Source organism: Paenibacillus nitricinens (assembly GCF_052056485.1).
Taxonomy (GTDB): Bacteria; Bacillota; Bacilli; order Paenibacillales; family Paenibacillaceae; genus Paenibacillus_AQ; species Paenibacillus_AQ nitricinens.
In genome coordinates this window covers 732,671-758,685 of sequence record NZ_CP183948.1, presented here as the reverse complement: position 1 = coordinate 758,685, position 26,015 = coordinate 732,671, and the positions used below count along the sequence as shown (strand labels likewise).

The 26,015-nt window shown below is 45.5% G+C and carries 17 protein-coding genes, 3 rRNA genes and 3 riboswitches; all 20 genes read right to left on the bottom strand.

Annotation, left to right across the window (positions count from 1 at the left end; translation table 11 throughout):
• Positions 1-254 precede the first annotated feature (254 nt).
• The 20 genes from purB to ACN6KS_RS03315 all read right to left on the bottom strand — a co-directional run bounded on the left by purB (position 255) and on the right by ACN6KS_RS03315 (position 25,902).
• A complete protein-coding gene (gene purB / locus ACN6KS_RS03410) occupies positions 255-1,550 on the bottom strand; it encodes an adenylosuccinate lyase (protein WP_094874600.1) in 1,296 nt (431 codons plus the stop codon).
• Between the two features lie 5 nt (positions 1,551-1,555).
• Positions 1,556-2,734, bottom strand: coding sequence for a 5-(carboxyamino)imidazole ribonucleotide synthase (gene purK, locus ACN6KS_RS03405; protein ID WP_440962364.1), 1,179 nt, complete (start codon positions 2,732-2,734; stop codon positions 1,556-1,558).
• Between the two features lie 53 nt (positions 2,735-2,787).
• Positions 2,788-3,273, bottom strand: a complete 486-nt coding sequence (gene purE, locus ACN6KS_RS03400) for a 5-(carboxyamino)imidazole ribonucleotide mutase (RefSeq protein ID WP_440961346.1) — start codon at positions 3,271-3,273, stop codon at positions 2,788-2,790.
• Positions 3,274-3,489: 216 nt separating this feature from the next.
• A riboswitch (purine riboswitch) is annotated at positions 3,490-3,591 on the bottom strand.
• Positions 3,592-3,867: 276 nt separating this feature from the next.
• Complete coding sequence (locus ACN6KS_RS03395) at positions 3,868-4,302, bottom strand: universal stress protein (RefSeq protein ID WP_094874601.1); 435 nt, start codon at positions 4,300-4,302, stop codon at positions 3,868-3,870.
• A 40-nt stretch (positions 4,303-4,342) separates the two neighbouring features.
• Complete coding sequence (locus ACN6KS_RS03390) at positions 4,343-4,606, bottom strand: DUF1294 domain-containing protein (RefSeq protein ID WP_094874602.1); 264 nt, start codon at positions 4,604-4,606, stop codon at positions 4,343-4,345.
• A 110-nt stretch (positions 4,607-4,716) separates the two neighbouring features.
• On the bottom strand, positions 4,717-5,919 hold the full coding sequence (locus tag ACN6KS_RS03385; protein ID WP_440961345.1) for an MFS transporter: 1,203 nt from the start codon (positions 5,917-5,919) through the stop codon (positions 4,717-4,719).
• A 137-nt stretch (positions 5,920-6,056) separates the two neighbouring features.
• Positions 6,057-8,192, bottom strand: coding sequence for a DNA topoisomerase III (locus ACN6KS_RS03380; RefSeq protein ID WP_440961344.1), 2,136 nt, complete (start codon positions 8,190-8,192; stop codon positions 6,057-6,059).
• A 196-nt stretch (positions 8,193-8,388) separates the two neighbouring features.
• The gene (locus ACN6KS_RS03375) at positions 8,389-9,579 is read right to left on the bottom strand and encodes a DUF4179 domain-containing protein (RefSeq protein WP_440961343.1); all 1,191 of its coding nucleotides are present in this window, start codon (positions 9,577-9,579) and stop codon (positions 8,389-8,391) included.
• Positions 9,554-10,141: an RNA polymerase sigma factor gene (locus ACN6KS_RS03370; RefSeq protein WP_440961342.1), complete on the bottom strand. Its 588-nt coding sequence runs from the start codon at positions 10,139-10,141 to the stop codon at positions 9,554-9,556. The genes ACN6KS_RS03375 and ACN6KS_RS03370 overlap by 26 nt, the downstream gene beginning before the upstream one ends.
• A gap of 183 nt (positions 10,142-10,324) precedes the next feature.
• Positions 10,325-11,080: an acyl-[acyl-carrier-protein] thioesterase gene (locus tag ACN6KS_RS03365; RefSeq protein ID WP_440961341.1), complete on the bottom strand. Its 756-nt coding sequence runs from the start codon at positions 11,078-11,080 to the stop codon at positions 10,325-10,327.
• 238 nt (positions 11,081-11,318) lie between these two features.
• Positions 11,319-11,435, bottom strand: a 5S ribosomal RNA gene (rrf, locus tag ACN6KS_RS03360).
• 127 nt (positions 11,436-11,562) lie between these two features.
• A 23S ribosomal RNA gene (locus tag ACN6KS_RS03355) occupies positions 11,563-14,491 on the bottom strand.
• 264 nt (positions 14,492-14,755) lie between these two features.
• Positions 14,756-16,313, bottom strand: a 16S ribosomal RNA gene (locus ACN6KS_RS03350).
• The 16S, 23S and 5S rRNA genes sit together here, the layout of an rRNA operon.
• Before the next feature lie 413 nt (positions 16,314-16,726).
• Positions 16,727-17,536 carry a transglutaminase-like domain-containing protein gene (locus tag ACN6KS_RS03345; RefSeq protein WP_440961340.1) on the bottom strand — a complete coding sequence of 270 codons (810 nt, stop codon included), beginning with the start codon at positions 17,534-17,536 and terminating at the stop codon, positions 16,727-16,729.
• 13 nt (positions 17,537-17,549) lie between these two features.
• Positions 17,550-17,630, bottom strand: a riboswitch (cyclic di-GMP riboswitch).
• Between the two features lie 108 nt (positions 17,631-17,738).
• Positions 17,739-17,819: riboswitch (cyclic di-GMP riboswitch) on the bottom strand.
• Positions 17,820-17,943: 124 nt separating this feature from the next.
• Positions 17,944-18,594 carry a class D sortase gene (locus ACN6KS_RS03340; protein WP_094877170.1) on the bottom strand — a complete coding sequence of 217 codons (651 nt, stop codon included), beginning with the start codon at positions 18,592-18,594 and terminating at the stop codon, positions 17,944-17,946.
• Positions 18,595-18,627: 33 nt separating this feature from the next.
• A complete protein-coding gene (locus ACN6KS_RS03335; protein ID WP_256989838.1) occupies positions 18,628-19,035 on the bottom strand; it encodes a GtrA family protein in 408 nt (135 codons plus the stop codon).
• Positions 19,022-20,002 carry a glycosyltransferase family 2 protein gene (locus ACN6KS_RS03330; RefSeq protein ID WP_094870685.1) on the bottom strand — a complete coding sequence of 327 codons (981 nt, stop codon included), beginning with the start codon at positions 20,000-20,002 and terminating at the stop codon, positions 19,022-19,024. Before ACN6KS_RS03330 ends, ACN6KS_RS03335 begins: the two co-directional genes overlap by 14 nt.
• 100 nt (positions 20,003-20,102) lie before the next feature.
• Positions 20,103-21,881 carry a phospholipid carrier-dependent glycosyltransferase gene (locus ACN6KS_RS03325; RefSeq protein WP_256990520.1) on the bottom strand — a complete coding sequence of 593 codons (1,779 nt, stop codon included), beginning with the start codon at positions 21,879-21,881 and terminating at the stop codon, positions 20,103-20,105.
• Positions 21,878-23,926: a glycosyltransferase 87 family protein gene (locus ACN6KS_RS03320; protein ID WP_440961339.1), complete on the bottom strand. Its 2,049-nt coding sequence runs from the start codon at positions 23,924-23,926 to the stop codon at positions 21,878-21,880. Before ACN6KS_RS03320 ends, ACN6KS_RS03325 begins: the two co-directional genes overlap by 4 nt.
• Positions 23,923-25,902, bottom strand: coding sequence for a hypothetical protein (locus ACN6KS_RS03315; protein WP_440961338.1), 1,980 nt, complete (start codon positions 25,900-25,902; stop codon positions 23,923-23,925). The genes ACN6KS_RS03320 and ACN6KS_RS03315 overlap by 4 nt, the downstream gene beginning before the upstream one ends.
• Positions 25,903-26,015: the final 113 nt, after the last annotated feature.

The window sequence follows — 26,015 nt, the reverse complement described above, 5'->3', positions numbered from 1 at the left end:
GGAATGTTTGGACTTCCGATCGCTGTTATCCTCAGATTTCTTGATTTGAACCGCTTCTCGCGGTAGAAATCCGAGGATAAAGGCGAACGCTGACGCTTCTACAGTTCCAAACTTCCTCTACAGTGCTACCCCATCCAGCTTTGCATTTATTGCAGCGTTCCTCAGTTCACCACTAACTTATCTTTTTAGGATCTCTAAGGTCTCATTCCGAGGAATTCGTTCCTTATCGTCCCAACCATTAACGCACCTATTTTTTAGATAAGCTCTAGCTTGCGGAAGATGGTGTCCACATGCTTAAGGTGCCAAGAAGGGTTAAATGCATCTTCAATTTCTTCTGGGGTAAGAACATTAGTGATCTCAGGTGTAGCTTCCACGATATCGCGGAACTGTTGTTGCTCTTCCCATGCTTGCATAGCACGCGGTTGAACGGTATCGTACGCTTGCTCACGGCTGAGACCTTTGTCGATCAATTTAGTCAAAATACGACCGGAGAAAGGAACGCCGAACGTACGGTTCATGTTACGCTTCATGTTCTCTGGGAATACAGTCAGGTTCTTCACGATGTTTCCGAAACGGTTCAGCATGTAGTTGAGCAGCATTGTCGCATCCGGAAGGATAATACGTTCCACAGAGGAGTGCGAGATATCGCGTTCATGCCAGAGCGGTACGTTCTCGTAAGCTGTAACCATATGTCCGCGAATAACGCGGGATAGACCGGAAATGTTCTCGCAGCCGATCGGATTACGTTTATGCGGCATAGCGGATGAACCTTTTTGACCTTTTGCAAAAGCTTCTTCGACTTCGCGAATCTCACTCTTTTGCAGGGCACGGATTTCAGTAGCGAATTTGTCTAGCGAAGTCGCTACCAAAGCAAGAGCAGCCATGTATTCAGCATGACGGTCACGCTGCAGAGTTTGTGTAGAGATTGGAGCTGGGCTTGTACCGAGCTTACGGCAAACGAATTCTTCTACGAAAGGATCGATGTTAGCGTAAGTACCAACGGCACCGGAGATTTTACCGAACTGCACACCATTCGCTGCATGGCGGAAACGCTCCAAATTACGTTTCATTTCTTCGTACCACAGCGCCATTTTCAGACCGAAAGTAGTTGGTTCAGCATGAACACCATGCGTACGGCCCATCATCGGTGTATCTTTGTAAGCAACCGCTTTGTCTTTAAGGATCTCAATAAAGTTGATGATATCCTTCTCTAGAATCTCATTCGCTTGACGCAGCAAGTAACCCAGTGCTGTATCTACCACGTCAGTAGAAGTAAGACCGTAGTGAACCCATTTGCGTTCTGCGCCAAGGCTCTCGGAAACCGCACGTGTAAAGGCGATAACGTCATGACGAGTCTCTTGTTCTATTTCATCAATGCGTGCGATGTCGAATTTAGCGTCCTTACGCAGTTTAGCTGCGTCTTCGTGCGGGATTACGCCCAACTCAGCCCATGCTTCACAAGCACAAATCTCAACTTCAAGCCACGCTTTGAATTTATTTTCCTCCGTCCAAATAGCTCGCATCTCAGGTCTGCTGTAACGTTCGATCATATTCTTTAGTTCCTCCAAAGTTTAGATTGCTCCACCCAGGACAAGCCGTCTCCGGTATCCTTGCAGAGCAGATTGATATGGCCCATCTTGCGGCCGGTCTTACTCTCAGTCTTGCCATATATATGAAGCTTAGGTACAACACCCAGCTTATTATCTTTTTCGTCCTGTGTACAGGTCGCTTTAATGGCGCCATCCAAATGCTGACCCAGTACATTTACCATAACTACAGGTGTCAAAAGCGTTGTGTCGCCCAGCGGCAGATTACAAATTGCCCGGACATGCTGCTCAAACTGAGAAGTCGTGCAAGCGTCCATAGTGTAATGCCCCGAATTATGCGGCCTTGGTGCCAGCTCATTGACGAACAACTGTCCATCCTCTGTGACGAACATTTCTACTGCCAGTAGTCCAACCGCATTTAGTCCAGCGATTAATGTCTCTGTCAACTCGCATGCTCTCCGCTGAATCTCTTCTGACACTCTTGCAGGCACAATGGACAGATGCAAAATATTATTCACATGAATATTTTCCGACGGTGGGAAGCTCTTAACCTCTCCAGAAGCACTGCGTGCGGCAACAACGGATATTTCACACTTAAAAGCTATGAACTTCTCAAGCACCAGCTCCGGCACAACGGCTCCGGGTGCTATCTGGCGGAAGGCTTCTTCCAGCTCTTCTTCCTGACGGATCACAGCCTGGCCTTTGCCGTCATATCCGCCTGTGGCGGTCTTCAGCACACAGGGAAGTCCAAGTTCAGCCGCCGCCACTTTCAGCTCCGCAAGGCTGTCCACCTTCCGGTACGGGGCGACGGGTACGCCTGCCGCCTCGATGGCGGCTTTTTCGCGCAGCCGATGCTGCGTCGTATACAGCAGCGCGCTGCCCTGCGGCACGTACGATTCCTCCGTCAACAGCGCGGCAACGCCCCCGTCGACGTTCTCGAACTCGTACGTGATGACGTCCGCGCGGCGGGCTAGCTCCCGCGCCGCGTCCCGGTCGTTATACGCCGCCGTAATCTGCGGCGTAACTTGGCCGCTAGGCGCATCCGGCGCAGGGTCCAGCGCCACGAAGCGGTACCCCATGGCGCTGCCGGCCAGCGCCATCATGCGCCCTAGCTGCCCGCCGCCGAGCACGCCGACGGTCGCGCCGGGCAGTAGCGTCCGGACGGTGTCCGTGCCGGACGCATCCATGGCGGCTGGCGAATTAGCGCCGCCAGCCTCCTGCAGCTTCAGCTCCTCTGGTCTCATAAGCTGTCGCTGCTTTCAAGCACTTCGCCCGTGATCGCATCCCGGCGCAGCTGCGCGCGCTGCTGCACTTCCGGATCGAACGCTCCGATGATCTGTGCGGCCAGGAGACCTGCATTAATGGCTCCTGCCTTACCAATGGCTACCGTTGCCACTGGAATGCCTCCTGGCATCTGTACGATGGAGAGAAGCGAATCCAACCCATTAAGCGCCTTCGACTGCACTGGCACTCCAATCACAGGCAGGATCGTCTTTGCAGCCACCATACCCGGCAAATGCGCAGCACCACCCGCTCCTGCAATAATAACGCGAATGCCCCGGCCCGCTGCTTCCTCCGCATAGCTGAACATTAAGTCCGGCGTCCGGTGCGCAGATACTACCTTCTTCTCATAAGATAATCCCAGCTCTTCAAGCACCGCACAAGTGTGCTCCATCGTGTCCCAATCCGATTTACTGCCCATGATAACAGCTACCTGTACAGACATGATTCGACCTACCTTCCAGTCACTAGTATGGATATCTTTATCTTGTAAATTCGAATAAAAAAAGCCCGATGACCAGACGCATTTTGCTGCGGGAGGATCGGACTAGTAAAGAAATTAGGAAAAAATAATCCGCGTGCCTATCACTAGACTGCCATGAAGCGGCGGAAAACGACATCATGCATCACTCCGTTACCCGGACCGTATGCATTGCTGCATTCTATTATCCTATTTCCTCGTAGTCCGGTAATTTACGGTTCCCGGGTAGAAACTTCCGGGCCATATTCCCGGTTTTATACGAGTTGCTCATGACATCAGTTTAACAATCCCCTACACAGGATGTCAACTCAAACACGAACATTGATAAATGCGTAATAATAAATGTTCGCTTTTTAGCTCATTTAAATTCTCAATAGCCTTTAATTCTGCTGATAAAGACTTCTTTCCGTACACTCTTCGCTCTAACAACAGATGTTATATTAAGTGTAGATTAGGCCTCATTCGAATACATATCATCCTTTTATGGCTTTACATTCCGTCTTATAGTTTCTTAACAATGAAAAAAGGAACGCCATAAGCGTCCCTTTTAACTTTATATTATTTCACTACCAGCACTGGAATGCGAGCACTTTGCACTACATTGTGGCTCACACTTCCCAGAACAAATTCACGTATTCCGCCAAGTCCGCGGCTGCCGATAACAATTACATCTATCGCATGTTCCTTAGCATATTTCAAAATCACTTCAGCAGGAGATCCTTGTAAAAGCTCAACCTCAGCATGCAAGCCTTCAGCCTCAAGACGTCCCTTTACTTCTTCCGTGGTCTGCACTGCTAAATCATAGTATTCTTTATTCACTGAAGCTGGCAGTGGTGCTAGAGCTTCTCCGATAAAAAATCTTGGGAATTCAAATGCGTGTACGACATGCATCGTAGAGCCCGGCGTTACTTTTGCGAGTTCAATTGCGCGCTCCAAAGCCTGATTAGAAGCCTTAGATCCATCATAGGCGAGTAAAATTTTAGAGAATAACATGTACGCCACCTCTTTTTCTAGTTTGTAATCATAATGACTATCACCTTAAAAAATAGCTGTACAAAAAAATATTCAGCAACAGAAGAAAGGGAATTCCGATCCTAAAGGACATATGTCGCGTCTTGTGGCGCTTACGATACATGGCAATCAGCACGCCTAATGCCCCGCCCATAGCTGCCAGCAGAAAAAGCGTCTTCTCAGGGACACGTTCTCGCCGTTTACGGGCTTTGTTCTTGTCTTCGGACATGACGACATACCCGATTATATTAATTACCACAAACCACAACATTATAACCTTGACCATTCTCCCGGGCTCCTCCTTGCTTCCTATCTATCTCTATTATATTCCTCTTTTTCTCAAAAAACCAATCATCCTTACACGTGCTGATAACTTCGCTATCCGCCTTTTTTGTCTCACTTCTGTGCATCCTTCATCCATACCCATGACAATACCGCAGCAAGCGCCGCAGCAATCCCGCCTAGCCAGAACCCTCCAGTCAAACCATACACAGCACTCATCCAGCCTGCCACGAACGGACCTGCCGACATGCCTACCGCATAGACAGCCTGATAGAAACCCATAGCGGTTGCGCGTTTATATGGATCTACTTCGGATACCGACTTGCCTAGCAGCAATGGAAAAATAAGTCCCTGCATAAATCCGTTTCCTATCTGAGTCAGACAGAGCGTCGCTAAAGTCGGCATAGAAGGAATAAGAAGTGTAAACAGTGCACTCCCCGCAAAGCCTAAGAGAAGCGTTCCCCTGTCTCCTAGCAGCCTTCCAAATGTCCGTGAACCATAGAGCGTCGCGATTGCATGTGGAATCATAAAAGCGAGCGTCAGCCAGCCCAAGCTTTCTTTGCTTGCTCCGATATTCAGGGCTTGGTTTGGCGTATAGCCGAACATCGTTATGAATAGCACACAGTGTGCCAATACTGACAACAGTGAGACTCTTACCAGAAGTGGCTCCTTCATCACACCTGCCAGGTCCTTGATCTGGATCGCATTTTGACGTTTCTCCTGTTTTTGTTCAGGCAATCGTAGAGCAAGCAGCAGCGCCGCAATAGCTACAATTCCGCCAATCAGAAACGGGGTGTTCCAGCCCCAATGCTCCACCATATAACCACTAATCATCATACTGGACAATTGGGCGATTACCGTAGTGAATTGCAGCATGCCCATCGCTTTACCAGCTTCTTCTTTCGGGAAATATCCCGCAAACATCACAGTGTACACCACCCATGCGGAAGCTGCTATACCGGATACTGCACGTGCTGCCAATGCCCAACCAGGCTGTGCTCCCCACATAAAAAGAAAGCAGCTGGCTCCGCTCGCAATCAGTCCCAGGTAGATAAACGGACGCCGCCGATTCAAATAATCCGACCCGATGCCAATCGGCAGTCGGAATAGAATCTGCATCAGCCCATATACACCTAGCACCATCCCCACCATAAAATACGATGCTCCCAAATGCTCCACATAAGGTGAAAGCACCGGAACATAAATATAAGAAGAGAACCAGAACATAAATACAATAACGAGAAAGAACAACCTGCTCCCACCCTGTGCCTGTGGACGATCTGCTGCTTTCAATTGATTCACCTGCTGAGCTTCCACCCTCATCACCTGCTCTATGTATTTGCTTAACATTCTAATTCAAAGCCTATCCGTAGACTACAAAAACTTACGTAAACAGAAAAAAAGCTACTGAGCACGCTCAGCAGCCTTCATAATTACAATATATTCGAAGCTTTCTACTTATCCTTCTTTTGCCCTTCGAGCGCTGCTTTCAGCAGTTCCCCAAGATTGGAGCCGATGCTTTCCTGCTTACTATATTGCTGCACCAGCTTTTGCTGTTCGCGTTTATTCACATGCTTATGATCCTTATCCAAGGTTTCTGTGATGCCACAACCCAAACATTGTACGAACATGCCAGCTTTACCTTCTTTAAGTTCCATTTTCTTATGGCATTGAGGGCAGCGGCGATTCGATAGTCTTTTTTCTCCAGCACGGGTATATCCACAGTTATCTGCAGGACACACAAGCAGCTTACCCCGTTTGCTCTTTTTCTCGAGTAGTCTTGTACCGCATTCCGGACAATTACTGTTGGAGACATTATGTGGTTTGTATTCTGCTCCACTAGTTTTGACACCTGTAACCAGTTCCTGTGCCATACTGCGGATGCCTTGTAAAAAGAGCTCCGGTTTACCTTGACCACGCGCAATTTTCTCGAGTTCAGCTTCCCAGCGCGCAGTTAGATCTGGTGTCCGTAGCTGGGTGGATACCAGATCGATAAGCTGCTTACCTTTTCCTGTCGGATGCAGGAGATTCCCCTGACGCTCAATCGTATCAGAGCTCACCAGCTTCTCGATAATATCCGCACGCGTCGCCGGGGTTCCCAGTCCATGCTTCTCCATTTGCGTCAAAAGCGAAGCTTCATTATAACGCTTCGGTGGTTGTGTCCGTCCAGGACGCACCATACAGCGGCCAATCGTGACAGTTGCGCCTTCGCGCAGCTCAGGCAGCTTTACACTGCCAGCTGCTGGCTCGTCCGATGCTTCCTCGTCATCATCGTTACTCATATCTCCGCCGTACACTTCACGCCAGCCGGCATCTTTTACTGTTGTTCCTTTGACATGGAAGCTCTCGCCCTCCACGTTGACAGTAACAGCTACCGCATCATAACGAGCAGGTGGGTAGAACAAGCTGATAAAACGCCGCACGATCAGATCATACAGCTTACGCTCCTCAGTGCTCAGTCCATTTAGCAACACAGTCTGCTCTGTAGGAATAATAGCGTGGTGATCACTTACTTTACTATCATCCACAATTCGCTTCGTAATCGGCAGCGGTTTGCGCAGCAGTGGACGCGCCAACGCCGCATATGGACCGACAGCCACACTGTCCAATCTTTCCTTAAGTGTGCCTGTCATATCTGAGGTTAAGTAACGACTGTCCGTACGTGGGTAAGTGACTAGCTTATGCTGCTCATATAAACGCTGAAGCACACTGGAAGTCTGCTTCGCAGAGAAGCCGAACTTCCGGTTCGCATCACGCTGCAATTCAGTCAGATCATAAGCTAGAGGATGAGGCTCGCTCTTTTCACTCTTCTGTACCTTAATAATACGGCCGCTGCGTCCAGTAAGCTTGTCCTTTAGACTTGCCGTCTTATCTTTTTCAAATATCCGACCATCGCCGTTACTGGCCCGCCATGCCGCTTGGAAATCTCCAAAATCAGCAGTCAGCGTCTCAAAATCAACGGAACGGAAACCCGTAATCTCCTGTTCACGATCCATGATCATCCCTAATGTCGGCGTTTGTACCCGCCCTGCGGAGAGCGGCGAACCGAACTTACATGTCAGTGCTCTCGTGACATTCAGTCCAATCATCCAATCCGCCTCTGCGCGGCAACGTGCAGATTCATACAGACGATCAAATTCCCGACCGGGGCGGAGCTTTGCGAATCCCTCTTTAATTGCCTTATCAGTCTGTGAGGATATCCATAGCCGCCGGAATGGCTTTTTCCACCCTGCCATATTCATAATCCAGCGAGCCAGCAGTTCCCCTTCACGGGCAGCATCTGTCGCAACAATAAGCTCCTCAATGTCCTGACGCTTCATTAGATGCTGAACAGCTTTGTATTGCTGGTTGGTCTCACGCAGCACCTTCAGCTTTGCCTTCTCCGGTAAAATCGGCAAATCCTCCAAGGCCCAAGTTGCAAACTTTTTATTATAATCCTCAGGCTCTGCCAGGCCGACTAAATGCCCCAGTGCCCAGGTAACCACATATTTTGGACCTTCAATATAGCTCTTCTGTTTATTATTACATCCCATGACTCGTGCGATCTCGCGTGCAACAGACGGCTTCTCCGCCAATACTAATGTCTTCATAATGCTCCCCTTTCCACATCAAATTTCATTATAGCATTAAATGAATGTTAGCAAATATCGTCAGGCTTATCGGGTCACTCCGTTACACACTAAATAATCAAACAACGAAAACTCAGTGAGTGAAACCTTCATTCCATTAGAAAAATCCGCATCTGCTATGCAGACACGGACTTTGTTTAGTTTATTGGGTTTACAGCTACTCTTGCTCCACCTGAATGGTTTGTTCAAGTTCCGGATAATAATGTTTAACATATTTTCCTTCTTCATCCCTTAATGCTTGATGATTCCCGTCAATGGAATAAGTAAATGGCTTAACTGTAATTGTTGTTGGTGTTTGCGGGAACGGACTGAAATCTTTGTCTACCATAGGATAGACTATAGCTGGCAAGTTGAATGACCCACCCGATGAGAACGCATTGCCTAGTTCATCAACAATTTCATAGAACATTTCAGAGGTTCCGTATCCATCCTTTTCTTTTATACTTGGCACTTTACCTTTTTCATTCAGGATTAATCTGCTTGTTCCTGGGGTCAATTCCAGTCTGGTAATCGTATAACTAAATCCTTGTGTCTCTTTCGTTTGATCCAGATCAAGCTTGATAATTCCTCCCTTTACTTTTTTCACCGGCACCTTGATTACAAAAGGCTCTGCGATTTGTGTAACCGGCACACTGATGCTTAATTCAAATTCATTCCCCAAAGCCTCTACATTATTTAGATTTCTATAATCGTATAAAATAGCATTCTTTTTCCCCTCAACATCACCAAAAGACGACATTTGGCTCTCCAGTTCTTTCCCATTCGGCAATTTCACTTCTGCTGAACCCAACAATCCTCTCTCGGAATTGTTCATTGTCACTTTCGCATACTGCTGTTCTATTACCTCTGGATCGAACTCAATCGGTTCAATAATCATCTCTGCCATCATCTTATCATTATCAATGCCCTCCCGTTCAATCGCAAAAGCCAACCGCGAGCCGTCATAATATGCATCGGTAACCTTTAAGGTCACTCCATCATGGGTAACGCTTTGGTTAGGGGCAGTAGATAATCCTTTTTCTTCAGCAGCATTAAGACCTTTATCGTCGATACCCTTAAAAATACTTCCTACGACAGGAATCTGCTTCAACGTTTCAGCCATGACTGGGGATACAAATCCACTCCCGATAATCCCTGCAGCCAACACTGCTGCTGCTGAGGCGGCTACTAATGTCTTTTTTAGGAACCTATTACCACGTGTTTTAGACGATCTTTTTTCCATTCCCTCGTCTCCTATTCGCTTCATAATTAAATCACTGAAACTGTCTACCGGCATTTCATGATTTTGGAATGTTTGGCGAATGTACTCCATCTTCTGACTTTCAGTTCGATCTTGCCATTTCTCCATGAGGGCTTCCTCCTTCATTCATTCTTTGCCGGATTAACTTTTTGCGTAGACGTTCAAATTTCTTCCTTAAGGAGGCCGAATTGCAATCCATAATCTGACTCATTTCTTCAAAACTGTACTGCTCAACCACCTTAAGAATCAGTAGATTACTCTCTTCGGTTGTCAGTCCATCCATAAATAACTTCTGCAAGGGTTCCTCGTCGTGTGGATTATAATAGGCTTTGGGCTGCTGTTCTTTATATAGCGACAACAGACGCTTTCGTCGTTTGCGTTTACGAATCTGATCCAGACAATGATGGTAGGCCACTTTATAAAGCCATGCGTTAAAAGATACTCGTTTCTCATAACGTCTGAGTTCCTGATACACTTTTACAAATATATCTTGCACAGCATCCTCTGCTTCTTCATGATTTCTTAAAATATAATAACAATACGTATAAATCTTTCTTTCGTAGGCTTGTATTATAGTTCTATAGGCTTCTCGGTTGCCTTCAAGAACCTGACTTATAGCCTCTTCAATTAATGTTTGATTCACAGGGACCCCGGGGCTGCGACGTTCCAAAGAATCACCTCCTTGTTATTGACTACAACTATATAACGAATATAGACTCTTGAATTGTGACAGGCTCAAAGATTTATTCCAAATATGTTAAAATCATCAACTATATTCAAATAAAAAAGCGATTGCCCCGATTGATGCTCGGACAAATCGCTTTTATAATAATATTCCATATTTATAAAATTTTTACTTATTCATATCTTTCAACTCAATACATGCTTCAAAAAATACAATATCACTATTCTGGCCACGGACATATATACCATCATCCGTTACAGCTGAACGTAAAATGACCAGTTCATCCCCAAACTTAGCTTCTTGTAGATAAGTAATCCGGAAGCGTGTGAACTCCGCATTATCCCATTCCGCTAAACTGAGTGCATCACAACATAAATCTCCGTATCGGGCATTATTCAAATGTCCGTTGCTATCCAGCCCACTATATCTTACCTGATACCGATAAGCTTCTTCCATAGTAATATCAGTAGGGATCGTTACCTTAACAGGCATATCGCCTACTGAATCGCCATTATAATGCTTAACTTGAACTGGAAGAGCGTTCGGTCTGAGTATCTTTCTCTTCTCAATATCTACTAAAGCCCATATAGAACGCGCTGTGGCAATCTCTATATGATCTGCATCCAAAATACGATAATCCCGTTGCCATAAAGCCCCTTTGGTACCTTTACTCCAGGTATGTACACTAAGCACATCATTTGGGCGAGGAATACGCTTAAAATCAAGATCTAACGTAATCATCATCCAGCCCATTCCTGCATTCAGCATTTCTTCTACACTTATCCCCAAATTACCCACGGCGAAGTCCGCTGCGCATTGCATTACATCCAAAATAAAGGATAACTTCGCTTTTGAGCGATAATCCGTGTCACTCGCATGTACAGAAAATTGCTCTATCCACACAAGATTAGTATGGTTCTCCATTGTTTATCCCCCTACAATGCAAAAAATCCTTGCATTTATTTGAAGTATCCACATATACCACTGCTCTATCCACATAAAATGGGGACTACTTTCAATTATGAATAAATTTAATTATTTCATCCACATGTTAGTAACCTTTATTTTTTTGTTATTTCCCCATAACTTATCCACATTATTTAAATCAACCGATAAAGGGAACAAAAAAGCCATTGTTGATTTATCAACAATGGCTTCGTGTGCTTGGCAACGTCCTACTCTCCCAGGACCCTTCGGTCCAAGTACCATCGGCGCTGGAGGGCTTAACGGTCGTGTTCGGGATGGGTACGCGTGGAACCCCTCCGCTATCGCCACCAAACATGCGTCTGTGAAACAGACGCTGTCGCGTGAAATTTGCTTCATCACAGAAGTGTGAATAAATTCCATAGCGTAATCCAGGCTTGATGCCTGAAAACTGAATCCGAATTGAATTTGCGTCTTAAGTATAGGATAAGCCCTCGACCGATTAGTATTGGTCAGCTCCATGCATTACTGCACTTCCACCTCCAACCTATCTACCTCGTCGTCTTCAAGGGGTCTTACTAATTGGGAAATCTCATCTTGAGGGGGGCTTCACGCTTAGATGCTTTCAGCGCTTATCCCGTCCGTACGTAGCTACCCAGCCATGCTTCTGGCGAAACAACTGGTGCACCAGCGGTACGTCCATCCCGGTCCTCTCGTACTAAGGACAGCTCCTCTCAAATTTCCTGCGCCCACGACAGATAGGGACCGAACTGTCTCACGACGTTCTGAACCCAGCTCGCGTACCGCTTTAATGGGCGAACAGCCCAACCCTTGGGACCTACTTCAGCCCCAGGATGCGATGAGCCGACATCGAGGTGCCAAACCTCCCCGTCGATGTGGACTCTTGGGGGAGATAAGCCTGTTATCCCCAGGGTAGCTTTTATCCGTTGAGCGATGGCCCTTCCATGCGGTACCACCGGATCACTAAGTCCGACTTTCGTCCCTGCTCGACTTGTAGGTCTCGCAGTCAAGCTCCCTTATGCCTTTGCACTCTTCGAATGATTTCCAACCATTCTGAGGGAACCTTGGAACGCCTCCGTTACTCTTTAGGAGGCGACCGCCCCAGTCAAACTGCCCGCCTGACACGGTCCCCGTACCGGATTACGGTACTAGGTTAGAACCTAGATACGATCAGGGTGGTATCCCAACGGCGCCTCCACCGAAGCTTGCGCTCCGATTTCTACGGCTCCCACCTATCCTGTACAGATCGTACCCAAATTCAATATCAAGCTGCAGTAAAGCTCCATGGGGTCTTTCCGTCTTGTCGCGGGTAACCTGCATCTTCACAGGTATTAAAATTTCACCGGATCTCTCGTTGAGACAGCGCCCAAGTCGTTACGCCATTCGTGCGGGTCAGAATTTACCTGACAAGGAATTTCGCTACCTTAGGACCGTTATAGTTACGGCCGCCGTTTACTGGGGCTTCGGTTCATAGCTTCGGATTGCTCCTAACCACTCCCCTTAACCTTCCAGCACCGGGCAGGCGTCAGCCCGTATACTTCGCCTTGCGGCTTCGCACAGACCTGTGTTTTTGCTAAACAGTCGCTTGGGCCTTTTCACTGCGGCCCCCTCGTGCTATTCACACTACCGGGGCACCCCTTCTCCCGAAGTTACGGGGTCATTTTGCCGAGTTCCTTAACGAGAGTTCTTCCGCGCGCCTTAGAATTCTCTTCTCGCCTACCTGTGTCGGTTTGCGGTACGGGCACCTTCTCCTGGCTAGAGGCTTTTCTTGGCAGTGTGAGATCATGACCTTCGCTACTGTAATTTTCGCTCCCCATCACAGCCCAGCCTTAATGATGTGCGGATTTGCCTACACATCAGCCTCACTGCTTAGACGGACATATCCATCAGTCCGCGTCACTACCCTCCTGCGTCACCCCATCGCTCATAGCGGATTACGGTGGTACAGTAATTTCAAACTGTTGTCCTTCGACTACGCCTTTCGGCCTCGCCTTAGGTCCCGACTTACCCTGAGCGGACGAGCCTTCCTCAGGAAACCTTGGGCTTTCGGCGGATCAGATTCTCACTGATCTTTTCGTTACTCATACCGGCATTCTCACTTGTATGCTGTCCAGCGCTCCTTACGGTACACCTTCAACCCACATACAACGCTCCCCTACCCCAGATACATACGTATCTAGCCATAGCTTCGGTGGTGTGTTTAGCCCCGTTACATTTTCGGCGCAGAGTCACTCGACCAGTGAGCTATTACGCACTCTTTCAATGGTGGCTGCTTCTAAGCCAACATCCTGGTTGTCTGTGCAACTCCACATCCTTTCCCACTTAACACACACTTGGGGACCTTAGCTGATGGTCTGGGCTGTTTCCCTTTTGACAATGGATCTTAGCACTCACTGTCTGACTCCCGGCAATAAGTATATGGCATTCGGAGTTTGACTGAGCTTGGTAATCCTTGCGGACCCCGCACCCAATCAGTGCTCTACCTCCACTACTCTTATACCGAGGCTAGCCCTAAAGCTATTTCGGGGAGAACCAGCTATCTCCGAGTTCGATTGGAATTTCTCCGCTACCCCCACCTCATCCCCGCATTTTTCAACATGCGTGGGTTCGGGCCTCCAGTGCGTGTTACCGCACCTTCACCCTGGACAGGGGTAGATCACACGGTTTCGGGTCTACGTCCACATACTAAATCGCCCTATTCAGACTCGCTTTCGCTGCGGCTCCGTCTTCTCGACTTAACCTTGCATGTTAAACGTAACTCGCCGGTTCATTCTACAAAAGGCACGCCATCACCCATTAATAGGGCTCTGACTTTTTGTAAGCACACGGTTTCAGGTTCTATTTCACTCCCCTTCCGGGGTGCTTTTCACCTTTCCCTCACGGTACTGTTTCACTATCGGTCGCCAGGTAGTATTTAGCCTTAGCAGATGGTCCTGCTGGATTCATACGGGGTTTCACGTGCCCCGCACTACTCGGGATCCGTCTCGGAGAGAACACAGTTTAGGCTACAGGGCTTTTACCTCTATCGCGGGCCTTTCCAGACCTCTTCGCCTACCATATTCCTTTGTAACTCCATGTGAGACGTCCCACAACCCCTAAGAGCAAGCTCTTAGGTTTAGGCTGTTCCGCGTTCGCTCGCCGCTACTGACGGAATCACTATTGTTTTCTCTTCCTCAGGGTACTTAGATGTTTCAGTTCCCCTGGTCTGCCTCTACATCTCCTATGTGTTCAGAGATGAGTAACTGCGAATTACCACAGCTGGGTTTCCCCATTCGGACACCCCCGGATCAAAGCTTGCTTACAGCTCCCCGAGGCAGTTTCGTTGTTCGCCACGTCCTTCGTCGGCTCCTGGCGCCTAGGCATCCTCCGTGTGCTCTTATTAGCTTAACCTTGATTTTTCCGCAGGAAAATATCATACAATGACATTTCTCTTGGAAAAATCTCACTAATAACATTTACTTGTTTACACAAGTTGCTAAAAGATGTTCTAAAACGCAAATTCGTTTCGGTATCCAGTTTTCAAGGATCAAGTCTTACTTGAGAGCTTAAACTCTCAAAACTGAGCAACGAGTGAGTGTTCGAACCCGAAGGTCCTATTTTGGAAGTTTAACTTCCGATTTGAATGTTTCCATTGCAGGAAACGATTCTCCATAGAAAGGAGGTGATCCAGCCGCACCTTCCGATACGGCTACCTTGTTACGACTTCACCCCAATCATCTACCCCACCTTCGGCGGCTGGCTCCCTTGCGGGTTACCCCACCGACTTCGGGTGTTGTAAACTCTCGTGGTGTGACGGGCGGTGTGTACAAGACCCGGGAACGTATTCACCGCGGCATGCTGATCCGCGATTACTAGCAATTCCGACTTCATGCAGGCGAGTTGCAGCCTGCAATCCGAACTGAGACCGGCTTTGATGGGATTGGCTTCACCTCGCGGTTTCGCTTCCCGTTGTACCGGCCATTGTAGTACGTGTGTAGCCCAGGTCATAAGGGGCATGATGATTTGACGTCATCCCCACCTTCCTCCGGTTTGTCACCGGCAGTCACTCTAGAGTGCCCAACATTACTTGCTGGCAACTAAAGTTAAGGGTTGCGCTCGTTGCGGGACTTAACCCAACATCTCACGACACGAGCTGACGACAACCATGCACCACCTGTCTCCTCTGTCCCGAAGGCCGCCACTATCTCTAGTGGATTCAGAGGGATGTCAAGACCTGGTAAGGTTCTTCGCGTTGCTTCGAATTAAACCACATACTCCACTGCTTGTGCGGGTCCCCGTCAATTCCTTTGAGTTTCAGTCTTGCGACCGTACTCCCCAGGCGGAGTGCTTACTGTGTTAACTTCGGCACCAAGGGTATCGAAACCCCTAACACCTAGCACTCATCGTTTACGGCGTGGACTACCAGGGTATCTAATCCTGTTTGCTCCCCACGCTTTCGCGCCTCAGCGTCAGTTACAGCCCAGAAAGTCGCCTTCGCCACTGGTGTTCCTCCACATATCTACGCATTTCACCGCTACACGTGGAATTCCACTTTCCTCTTCTGTACTCAAGTCACCCAGTTTCCAGTGCGACCTCAGGTTGAGCCCAAGGTTTAAACACCAGACTTAAATGACCGCCTGCGCGCGCTTTACGCCCAATAATTCCGGACAACGCTTGCCCCCTACGTATTACCGCGGCTGCTGGCACGTAGTTAGCCGGGGCTTTCTTCTCAGGTACCGTCACTCCGGTAGCAGTTACTCTACCGGACGTTCTTCCCTGGCAACAGAGCTTTACGATCCGAAAACCTTCATCACTCACGCGGCGTTGCTCCGTCAGACTTTCGTCCATTGCGGAAGATTCCCTACTGCTGCCTCCCGTAGGAGTCTGGGCCGTGTCTCAGTCCCAGTGTGGCCGTTCACCCTCTCAGGTCGGCTACGCATCGTCGCCTTGGTGGGCCGTTACCCCACCAACTAGCTAATGCGCCGCAGGCCCATCCCTCAGTGACAGATTGCTCCGTCTTTCATTCTTTCTTCAGGAGAAAAAAGAAATTATCCGGTATTAGCTACCGTTTCCGGTAGTTATCCCAGTCTAAGGGGCAGGTTGCCTACGTGTTACTCACCCGTCCGCCGCTAAGTTACTTTGAAAGCAAGCTTTCAAAGTAACTCCGCTCGACTTGCATGTATTAGGCACGCCGCCAGCGTTCGTCCTGAGCCAGGATCAAACTCTCCAATTAGTATTGAAAAGAGCGATATGCTCATTTTGAAACATCTGACGAGAAAATTAATTCTCACGATGAAATTTCAAAAGCGTAAAATACGCTGTGAAACTCATCAGTTTTGGATATCACTTTCGTGATTTCCTACTCACTCGTTGTTCAGTTTTCAAAGATCAAGTTCTCGTTGGCGCCGTTTAATGTCTCAGCAGCAACTCTTATAATATATCATGTTGTTCTCAGTAATGCAAGCTTTATTTTTCGAAAGCCGTTTATATCACTCTCTCAAACATTGCCTGTACGCTTTCCAACAACGCTTAACTATAATAACCTATCTATTCATAGAAAAGCAACCCCTAATAGAAAAATAAACAACTAGCTTAATAATTAAGCTAGTTGTTTATTTAATAGAGTTATGATTCTAACGATGCAAATTAATAGTATTTTGCTGCAGTATACTTACTTGAAGCCTTAATAAAATCTGCATTCTTCTTACTCTTCGCTGCCGATGCATCTACCGTAGTATCAATAGTAACCCATTTCCCATCCATCAGTACTTCATTCCATGCATGATATTGGGTAACGTAGCTAGTATTCCCCATCACCAACTTAGCAGGCACATCTACACTACGCAGCATTGCGGCAAAAAGAGAAGCATAGTCATAGCAGATTCCTTTTTTAGTATTCAAAGTGTTGTTAATGTTCGGAATATAATCTGTTGTTACGTTATTAGCAAGAGAATAATCGTATTGTACATTAGCAACTACATAGTTATAGATTGCCTTAACTTTTTCTTCATCTGTTGTTTTGCCTTTGGTAAGCTCTTTTGCCTTAAGGATCGCTTTATCAGAAGAACTCCATTTCACATTCTGTACGGAGCCCAAATATACGGAATTCGAGTCACTCATGGTTACATCTACTACTTCGGAATATAACGATTTGTATTTATTTCCGGTGGTGTTCTCAAGAACAGAAACCTTATAAGTACCATTACCTTGTTGTAAAGGGAAGTCCTCCGCTTGTCCAGAAGCATATAAGTTATATGTATAGCTGCTGTTGTCTTTAGTGATCATGAGTTTGATTCTTTTATCTTTCGGAATATCATAGTTAATCCCAATAACACCTTGAGCCACTTTTGATGTAATCAACCAGCTCGCATCTACACTTGCGGCTTGAGCTGTGCTTACCGGAACCGCAGTAATTAGTACGAACAGCGCCACCATCATAAAATAAACCTTTTTCACGGATAAAACCCCTTTCGGTAGCTGGCTGCCATCCTTTCGGGAAGGCCCTTTAGCTTTGCGTCCCTACCTTTCGATAGGTTTGCCGTTATCGTATAAGCTCTATCTGTTCTAATTTCACTAGACAAATTAACAGAATCAGTCCTAGTAGAAATATGAATCTAAGATTCTTATATATTTTATAAAAACAAAAAAAGCCTCTTCATTCGGTAACTGGCTGCCATCCTTTCGGGAAGGCCCTTTAGCTTTGCGTCCCTACCTTTCGATAGGTTTGCCGTTTATCGTGTTTAGCTTTTATAGTCTTATACTACCATATTTATCCTCGTAAACAAGAACAAAATTGCTAGATTTACTATTATTTTATAGTTATTTCTCTGTATTTGAGTTCTCTTGTTATTTCTCGTCAACGATTAGGAAAGCTTGGCATGAACAATCAAACGATGTGTAGGATCTACTAGTGGGTCACACGTAATTAGGGTAAGAATTTTATCTTTGTTATTCCCGTCTAGAACAGATACATCACTAGGAAGTACAACAGAAATATCATAAACCTCGTAATTATAAGTCTGATCGCTAGTTTTTACCGTAATCGTATCCCCAATCACAACCTCATTCAATCGGTTAAACAATCTGCCCGTAGTTCTAGCTCTATGCGCAGCTATTGCAGCGTTCCCTATTTCTCCTAATGGAGTTGTTTCTTTCATATGGGCCGCAGCATGCTTCATATTCGCTTTAGTAGCCCCTTCTAATACAGGCAGCTTCAGATCGATCTTATCGATCTCAATTAATGCGATGACTTTGCCACCCACTTCAATTTCCGGTTCCGGCTTTTCTGTTTCTTGCGGCTGTGCTTGTGCATCTAGAACGGATTCCTCCGCTAGTAGCTGAGTGACCTCGGCATATCTGCTCTTCAGATCAGGTGGTGGAGTGCTTTCAGTGGTGCTGAGTTCAGCTGATTCTAATAGCTTATCCTGCTGCCAGTCGTTATACCATTCGTTAGCTTTTGGATAGAGCATGATAAGGATCCCAGCCAGTATGAGCACGTACGAGAATTTACGCATGATTGTCACCTCCGTGTATTGATTCTCTTGATTTTAGAATACCCATTTACGACTTCCGAAGAAATTAATGATCACCGTAACAAAGGTTACTAATACCTTGGAGATCAACACTTGAATGCCTAACTTGTCAGTCAACAGATGCATTAATAGCAGCGATATCCCTAAGACCACCAGATTCAGCATGATAAACTTCAACAACTGTACCTTATCAAAACCTTCTTTTTTGCCACGATCGCGATCCCGAAAGGTTACTTTTTTATTCAAAATAAAGCTATTCGCTGTCCCTGCACTATAAGAAATCACCTGTGCCAATGCATATACCATCCCAAGTGAGTTCAGTAATGTGAAGATTACGAAATCAATGAGGGTATTTACCAGACCTACAGCATTAAATTTGAGAAACTGTATGAAAGCAGTCCGCAAGTTCTTATCTGACATCATTATAATCCTTCCGGCGATCCACTTCTTCTTCGTTACGATATCCTATGGTCTCACTGACAATATACAATGGTCTATCCTTAGACTCGTCATAAATCCGTCCAATATACTCACCGATTACACCTAGCAGCATCAGAACGATACCGTTAAAGAGCAAATTGACGCCTACAATGGAAGCCCAACCCGGAACCGTCCATGAGGTGAAAAAGATTCTTTGAAACAATACGAAGAATAAATAGAGAAAGCTGGAGAAGGAAAGAAAGAATCCGACATACGTAGCAATCTTAAGTGGCTTATGCGAAAAAGAAGTGATCCCATCCAGCGCAAAGCGAATCATTTTCTTAAGAGGATACTTAGTTTCTCCTGCAAATCGTTCTTCCCGCTCATATTCCACCATCGTCTGCTTGAAGCCGACCCAGCTCACTAAACCTCTGACATACCGATTTTTTTCCTTGAGACCCCGCAAGACATCACATACCTTACGATCAATAAGACGGAAGTCACCTGTGTCCGTAGGAATGTCTACACTTGTCATGCTGCTGAGCAACCGATAAAAGATCTTAGCCGTTACTTTTTTGAACATCGTTTCTCCACGGCGCTTCAGCCGCTTCGCGTACACAACGTCATAGCCCTCTTTCCACTTCTCGATCATTTGCAAAATGACCTCCGGTGGATCTTGAAGGTCAGCGTCAATAACAACAACCGCTTGACCTTCGGCATAGTCCATGCCAGCTGTAATTGCTACCTGATGTCCGAAATTACGCGAGAAGTCAATTAGCTTGACGCATTCATCCCGATCACTGATCTCCCGAATCATCTGGGCCGAACGATCACGACTTCCGTCATTAACGAAGACTAGCTCATAAGTATCGCCGCATTCGTCCATTACTTTTTTCAAACGTTCATAAGTAACGCTAATTACTTGCTCCTCATTGAACATGGGTACAATTACACTATATCTGGCTTTCACCTTTATTCCTCCTAAAAGCTTTATGGAGCGTTACAACTTTCTATTCCTCATAATAACGCTGTAAGCATAAACTTATTGTTATAGATATTTTGAAAAAATCTTAGAAAACCCAAGATGGGAACCAACGCAGCATATCCTTCACATAATCTCCGCTTACCTGCATCCCTGATAGGACTGGGTAGAAGGCGACAAAGAGCAGTAAAGCAACAGCCACATAGATATAACTAACATAACGAGCCTCAGGATACTTACTATCTAACAACTTCATTATATATACAATACCAAGAATCATAAAAGGCACCATAGCAAAATAATGGTAGATAAAGGTTTCCCTTGGGACAAGCATCCACGGAACATATTGTGAGAAAAATGCGATCCAGATCATATAAAGGTTCTTATCCTTGCGTTTCAGTGTAATCCACAGCGTTGCCAGCATTGCGAATATACCCGTCCACCAGATAAGCGGATTCCCCATAGTCACTATACTGCTGACCTGACCTTGCGGCAATCCTTCACTGCCACTGAAGAACCAGACGGGTCTCTTCATAAACGGCCATTGCCACCAGGAGGACGCAAAAGGATGTGTAGCTACAAGCTGACTGTGATAGTTGTACATGTTCTTTTGAGAATCAATCAAGCCTTTTATAGTAAAGCCCTCTGCGGAAGCAGATAAACCCGGAACAAAAGATAAACTATAAATAATGACCGGTATGATTACGAAGAATGCAATACAGCTAGCTAGTGTAATAATGGTATTCTTCCAGAATGAATTTACGGCTTCGCGACAAGTGCCTAGCAGTTCCTTGTCTTTGATCTTCCCTTCCGCGAGCAACCGTCCCGATGCTTGGTATTCTCTGTAGCGCTCGAAGAGCGAAATCGCTAGCATAATGGCCAGCCCAGCTCCTCCGTACAGTACAATCCATTTGGAGGCTACACCAATTCCGAAAAATAGACCGGACCAGAATAACGGAATTAGCGTTTTTCTTAAGGGCTGCCTGAAGAAATTCATAGTGTAATATCGCTGCATGAAATAAAACATTAACATGATGAAGAATACTCCGTATACATCGATCGTAGAAATTCTTGTTTGTGTGAAATGCATAAAATCCAGTGCGAACAATCCAGCTGCAAGTGCTGCATATTTGCTCTTTTTAAAGAGACGTAGTGCCATTACATAAATGAGAGGCAGCATGGCAATCCCGAACAATGTTCCGATAATACGCCAGCCGAAAGGATTGACTCCGAACAGTTCCATCCCTACTGCGATCAATAGCTTGCCTAGTGGTGGATGAGTGTTCTCATAAGGCACAATCCCGTGTGTATATTCATAAGCTGTCCGTGCATGGTAGATCTCGTCAAAATAAGTGCTATTCATAAAGTTAGAATATTCTGGGATGAGTGACTGCTCGTCAAAAAGATTGGCAGGTTCTCCTCTTTTTGCGGCTGCATTAGCATCCGGTGTAACACCGGCTATAGGAAGAGGTACTCTTTCGCCTCCCTGCTCATAGAAGGCCATTTCATTTAAAGTGAACCCTGGAGATGTGACTGTAAACTTCACGTATCTTGCTGCAACGTTCAAAGGTTGGCTTTTCCAGATGAAGACATTCCCAACATCCTCGCTCACATCCAGCGGATTGCTCCAAACATCAGGAGATTCACTGAACTCAAGCTTAAACTTACCGGTACCTACACCACCGAATATATTCACTCGTTCCAATTGTTTAGTCTGTCCTAGATCTACATAGAAGCTTTCACCGCTGGCAGCTGGCTCCCACAAGGTCTCTGGAGATTTAGTAGAACCTAAATTATATAAAGCAATTGCCGCGTAAACGGCAGTAATGGCAAGAATACATATCCAATCTATACGCTTAAACTTCATCGCTTAAGTCTCCCTCCCTTCTGGTGCGGTCTTATTTGCTCGACGACTTTAAGGTCTTCCTCATATTTTTCTTCAGGTGTTGGTGGTGCTGGAAGAGGTTTTACTCCTCCACGAACATACACGTCGTAACCGATGTAGAGCATGTATAGCATTAATGACAGGTTAGTGATAGAAGTGACCAAAACGATTCCATCTGCACCTGGATTTACACCTGCATTCAGATGGGTCAACGTATAAGCTACATTGATATACTGCGTTAAGCTGAATCCAAGGAATAAGGATAAAAACCTACGATCCCGACTCGCTATATAAGTGAACATGCATAAAATAATAGCAGGGAACATATAGCGTTCATGCATTTTGGTTCCTAGCACAAAGACCACTACAATGAGCACCATACCGATAAAGTAGGATTTGGATAAATCCAAGCGATCTTTTTTGAAGGAATAAAACGCTGCTACGGCTACTGCCACTAAAATAAATATGAAGCCCCATACACGATAAGTAATGCCCAGCCAGGTTAAGTCAAGGGATGACCACATGGGGTCAGTCAGTGCATACAAATTAAATGCATTCACAGAAGAATAGGGATAGGAAGATAAGGTACTCTTATACAGATTAATAAGCCCAACTAAACCACCGTTATTCCAGAAAAATGGTGCAGCAAGCAATCCGAATATACCTAATCCATACAAAGCTCCTAATCCAAGCTGCTTCCAAGCACGGTGATGATAAAAAGCAAACATCAATACCGGCGTAAATATTAACGCTTGTGGTTTGATTAATGTTGCTAATGCAAACAATATCGCGGATTGAACAAACTTTTTGTTCGCAGCGCCATGAATACTGAGCAACAGGAAAATCAAAAAGAACGAATCCGCTTGTCCCCACGCTGCTGAGTTAACGAGCACCGCCGGATTAAACAGAAACAACAGCATTAAGCCAAAAGCTATCCCTGTACCCAGTTTTTTGCGAGATATTTGATATATGATGTAACCCAGCACTAAATCAGAAATAATCGCCGGTAGTTTAAATAGTAAATTCTCTCCACCCGAATCATGGACAAAGCCAAATACGCCGCGAATAAGACTAAGCAGGTACAAAATGTACAAATAACCTGGTGGATAATCGGCAAAATACCCTTCCTCATAAAACTTGCCTGGACCTAAATCAACCATACGCTGTCCCCAAGCTATAAAGGTATTCATGTCATTCTGATAGCCTTGTGCCGTCAGACCCATCCAAACCCTTAGGATAAAAGCAACTCCGATGGCAATACTTAACCATTTGGAATAGACATTCTCTGGTTGCTTCATTAGCTTTTCACTGCGGAATGCTTTTGTATAAAGCACTGCAAAAAACACACTGAACAGTGCTGAGATCAACAGCATCTTAGTTGGAGATACTTTATGTGGGGTATCCGCTTTTTTGCCACCCGCATCCTGATTAACTGCTGCACTATCCAGTGAGATGACATTAGCCCCTTCGGGAGCTGCATCTAATTGTTCTACAGACAAATCATCAAAATAAGCCTTACCTTGAATCAAGCTAGAATAGCCTCCCAAAGCTGCACCTATGCCGAATTCTTTCTGCTTAGGTCCTGTCTGACCTATGTATTCAAGATACTGCCACTCTCCTGCTGTATCCGTTACGCTGGGATAACCCCCACCTACTCCAACGGCAAGGATATTGGCGCCCATTCCCTCGCCTGCGGTACTTACAACTTTGATCCATCCAGAAATTTTATAATAACTGTCCGGCGTTGCCTTAATCGTCTGCACCCATTTCACATGATTGGGCTCGATATTCTCAATGACTGCCGCTTTACTACCGGAGTGGACCTCGTCCGATTGGATTGAAAGTATGCCAGAGTTGTCTCCAGAAATCCACATATCCTTAGTCCAGTTAGAAGGAGCATCCTCTCCCCCCTCCTCAAATCCAGGGTTCTGCAATAGATTTCCATCTGCATAAATGCTTGTTACAGGAAGCAAAAACAATAACAGCATCAATACAGTCACTACGGCCGTACGTGTACTCTTGATCATCGTTCCAACCTCACCTCGTCTATGTTAATCCAGCCTTTACCGCCTTTAATAAAAATTTCAGTTTGCTCATTCTGACCGATAGATACCATTGGAAGTATAAGCTCTTGATAGATCTCACTAACAGGTATTTCCGCCTCTGCCCGCACTCCCCCATTAACTCGGACGCCAACTTTCCCTTCTTCTCCTCCGGCACTAACCATTATAGCAAGCTTATATTCTCCGGGTTCTGCTATTCTGATAGATTGTGTAATCGTTTTGTCAAATCCCGGATCAAGATAGGCTAAATAACTTCCATTATAGGGATTATTGGTCGCTACACCCGTACCGGATGAGAAGCTCCAACCTGATATCCCCTCTTCAAATCCTCCATTTGTAAATTCCAAGACTTCCTCTATTACCCCAGTCTTAGCGGTCAGAACAGTATAGTTGGCAAAGCGTTTAACTGAATAATTATCGCTTTCAGCAGGAATGGGATCACCATTCCAAAAGATATATGTCGCTGCCTCTCCCGGAGCTATGCTTGAATTTCCAAATTTATATCTTCCAAAGGAAGCTACCTGCTGAAATGCACCTCCAGGATTAGAATAATTAACTGTTGCTAAGAAATCATGGGGATTGATCTGCTCATAAAAAAGGACATAAATATAGGGCATGTTAACTTTGTCTGTTACGTAAATGTCCCCGTCACTCTCTTCAGAAGCATATTGAATAGCCTCACCGAAAGATTCAAAGAAAGCTGGTCCAATCTCTTTAGGATAATCACGGAAATAAACTGTCGTGAATAGAACAAAAAATAAGCTAAAGGCTACAGCCGACAGAATTCCTAATACTTTTACTTTCTTGCTTAACCACATAAACCCTGCAACAATCAGCAAAATGATTGGATAGAAAATCACATTCATCCGATTAATATTCACGTTCGTAACAAAGGTCATCAATACCGAAACAAACAACCATAGTAAAACAACGACCCATCCCATTCTCTCACGACCACGGCTTCGTAATGTTGTGAACATCAATACAAGTCCTAAAAGAACAAAAGGTAACGCAATAGGATAAGCGTATCCATAAGGTGAAATTGAATTCCAAGGTAAACCATCCGATCCGCTAATCAATATCTTCATAAATTCCCGGAAATTGCTTGATATTGTATGTAAGAGTTGACCTCCGAATATTGATGTTACTTGTTCCACACGCGGCGTCGTCAATCTCGGAATGGAGAACAAGGGAGTCGAAATCCCTTCTAACGACAATCGATTAATCATAATAAATAGGAAGATTGGGAGCGCCATTAATATAAACAGAACACCGTTCCATAGAATAGTCCGAAGCTTTAGTGCTCTTGTATAGAATAGAAGAATTCCAGTACCTAAAGCAAATATCGGGACAAAAAAATAGGAGGTTCCATAAGCATAAAGTGAAAGGGCAAGCATGATTGTAAAGCCATAAGACCATTTTGGAGTTCGAAATGATTTAAGTAACATATAAACGGAGAGCAGAATCAGAGTGGGAAGTAAATTGGATTCCAGTGCCCATCTAGACATCATAATATGCCAAGGATTAATTGCGATAAAAAACATGGCCGCAATACCAGCAGTTCTGGAAGTAAATAGCTCTTTGGAAAGAAGATAGAATACGAGCATACCCAGTAGACCCATGATTAAGCTAACAGCACGTACAGACATTGGAGTGAGTCCGAACAATAATATGAAAGGCAAAGATAAGTAAGCATAAAGTGCATTCTGTCCGCTTCCCCAAGCAATGAGATGAATAGGTAAATGAATACCATTGCGGTCTATTCCATAATGAAGAATAGCGTAAGCATCATAACCTATAGATGCCTCATCCTGATTCAAGCCACCTGGAATAGAACCAAAGTAAAGAATACGAACTACAGCCCCTAACAAAAACAATAAGAGAGGCCAAGGATTGTTCTTAAAATAAGAATACCAATTGCTAAATCTTGTGGACAACATTCATCACCTCTTCAACAATATAATCTAAATATTGGATGATGGAAAGGCAGAACCTACAACAAGTTGAACAGAAGAATACATAATCGAAAATAAAAAAACGGCCCCTTCAGTAA

What these genes read in the sequence shown, in the direction of transcription:
- ACN6KS_RS03365 (WP_440961341.1), bottom strand. Translation starts at nt 11,080, where the DNA reads ATGGAGAACCATACTAATCTTGTGTGGATAGAGCAATTTTCTGTACAT.
- ACN6KS_RS03340 (WP_094877170.1), bottom strand. Translation starts at nt 18,594, where the DNA reads ATGCGTAAATTCTCGTACGTGCTCATACTGGCTGGGATCCTTATCATG.
- ACN6KS_RS03315 (WP_440961338.1), bottom strand. Translation starts at nt 25,902, where the DNA reads ATGTTGTCCACAAGATTTAGCAATTGGTATTCTTATTTTAAGAACAAT.
- purB (WP_094874600.1), bottom strand. Translation starts at nt 1,550, where the DNA reads ATGATCGAACGTTACAGCAGACCTGAGATGCGAGCTATTTGGACGGAG.
- purE (WP_440961346.1), bottom strand. Translation starts at nt 3,273, where the DNA reads ATGTCTGTACAGGTAGCTGTTATCATGGGCAGTAAATCGGATTGGGAC.
- ACN6KS_RS03390 (WP_094874602.1), bottom strand. Translation starts at nt 4,606, where the DNA reads ATGGTCAAGGTTATAATGTTGTGGTTTGTGGTAATTAATATAATCGGG.
- ACN6KS_RS03380 (WP_440961344.1), bottom strand. Translation starts at nt 8,192, where the DNA reads ATGAAGACATTAGTATTGGCGGAGAAGCCGTCTGTTGCACGCGAGATC.
- ACN6KS_RS03320 (WP_440961339.1), bottom strand. Translation starts at nt 23,926, where the DNA reads ATGATCAAGAGTACACGTACGGCCGTAGTGACTGTATTGATGCTGTTA.
- ACN6KS_RS03325 (WP_256990520.1), bottom strand. Translation starts at nt 21,881, where the DNA reads ATGAAGTTTAAGCGTATAGATTGGATATGTATTCTTGCCATTACTGCC.
- ACN6KS_RS03335 (WP_256989838.1), bottom strand. Translation starts at nt 19,035, where the DNA reads ATGATGTCAGATAAGAACTTGCGGACTGCTTTCATACAGTTTCTCAAA.
- ACN6KS_RS03395 (WP_094874601.1), bottom strand. Translation starts at nt 4,302, where the DNA reads ATGTTATTCTCTAAAATTTTACTCGCCTATGATGGATCTAAGGCTTCT.
- purK (WP_440962364.1), bottom strand. Translation starts at nt 2,734, where the DNA reads ATGGATGCGTCCGGCACGGACACCGTCCGGACGCTACTGCCCGGCGCG.
- ACN6KS_RS03375 (WP_440961343.1), bottom strand. Translation starts at nt 9,579, where the DNA reads ATGGAGAAATGGCAAGATCGAACTGAAAGTCAGAAGATGGAGTACATT.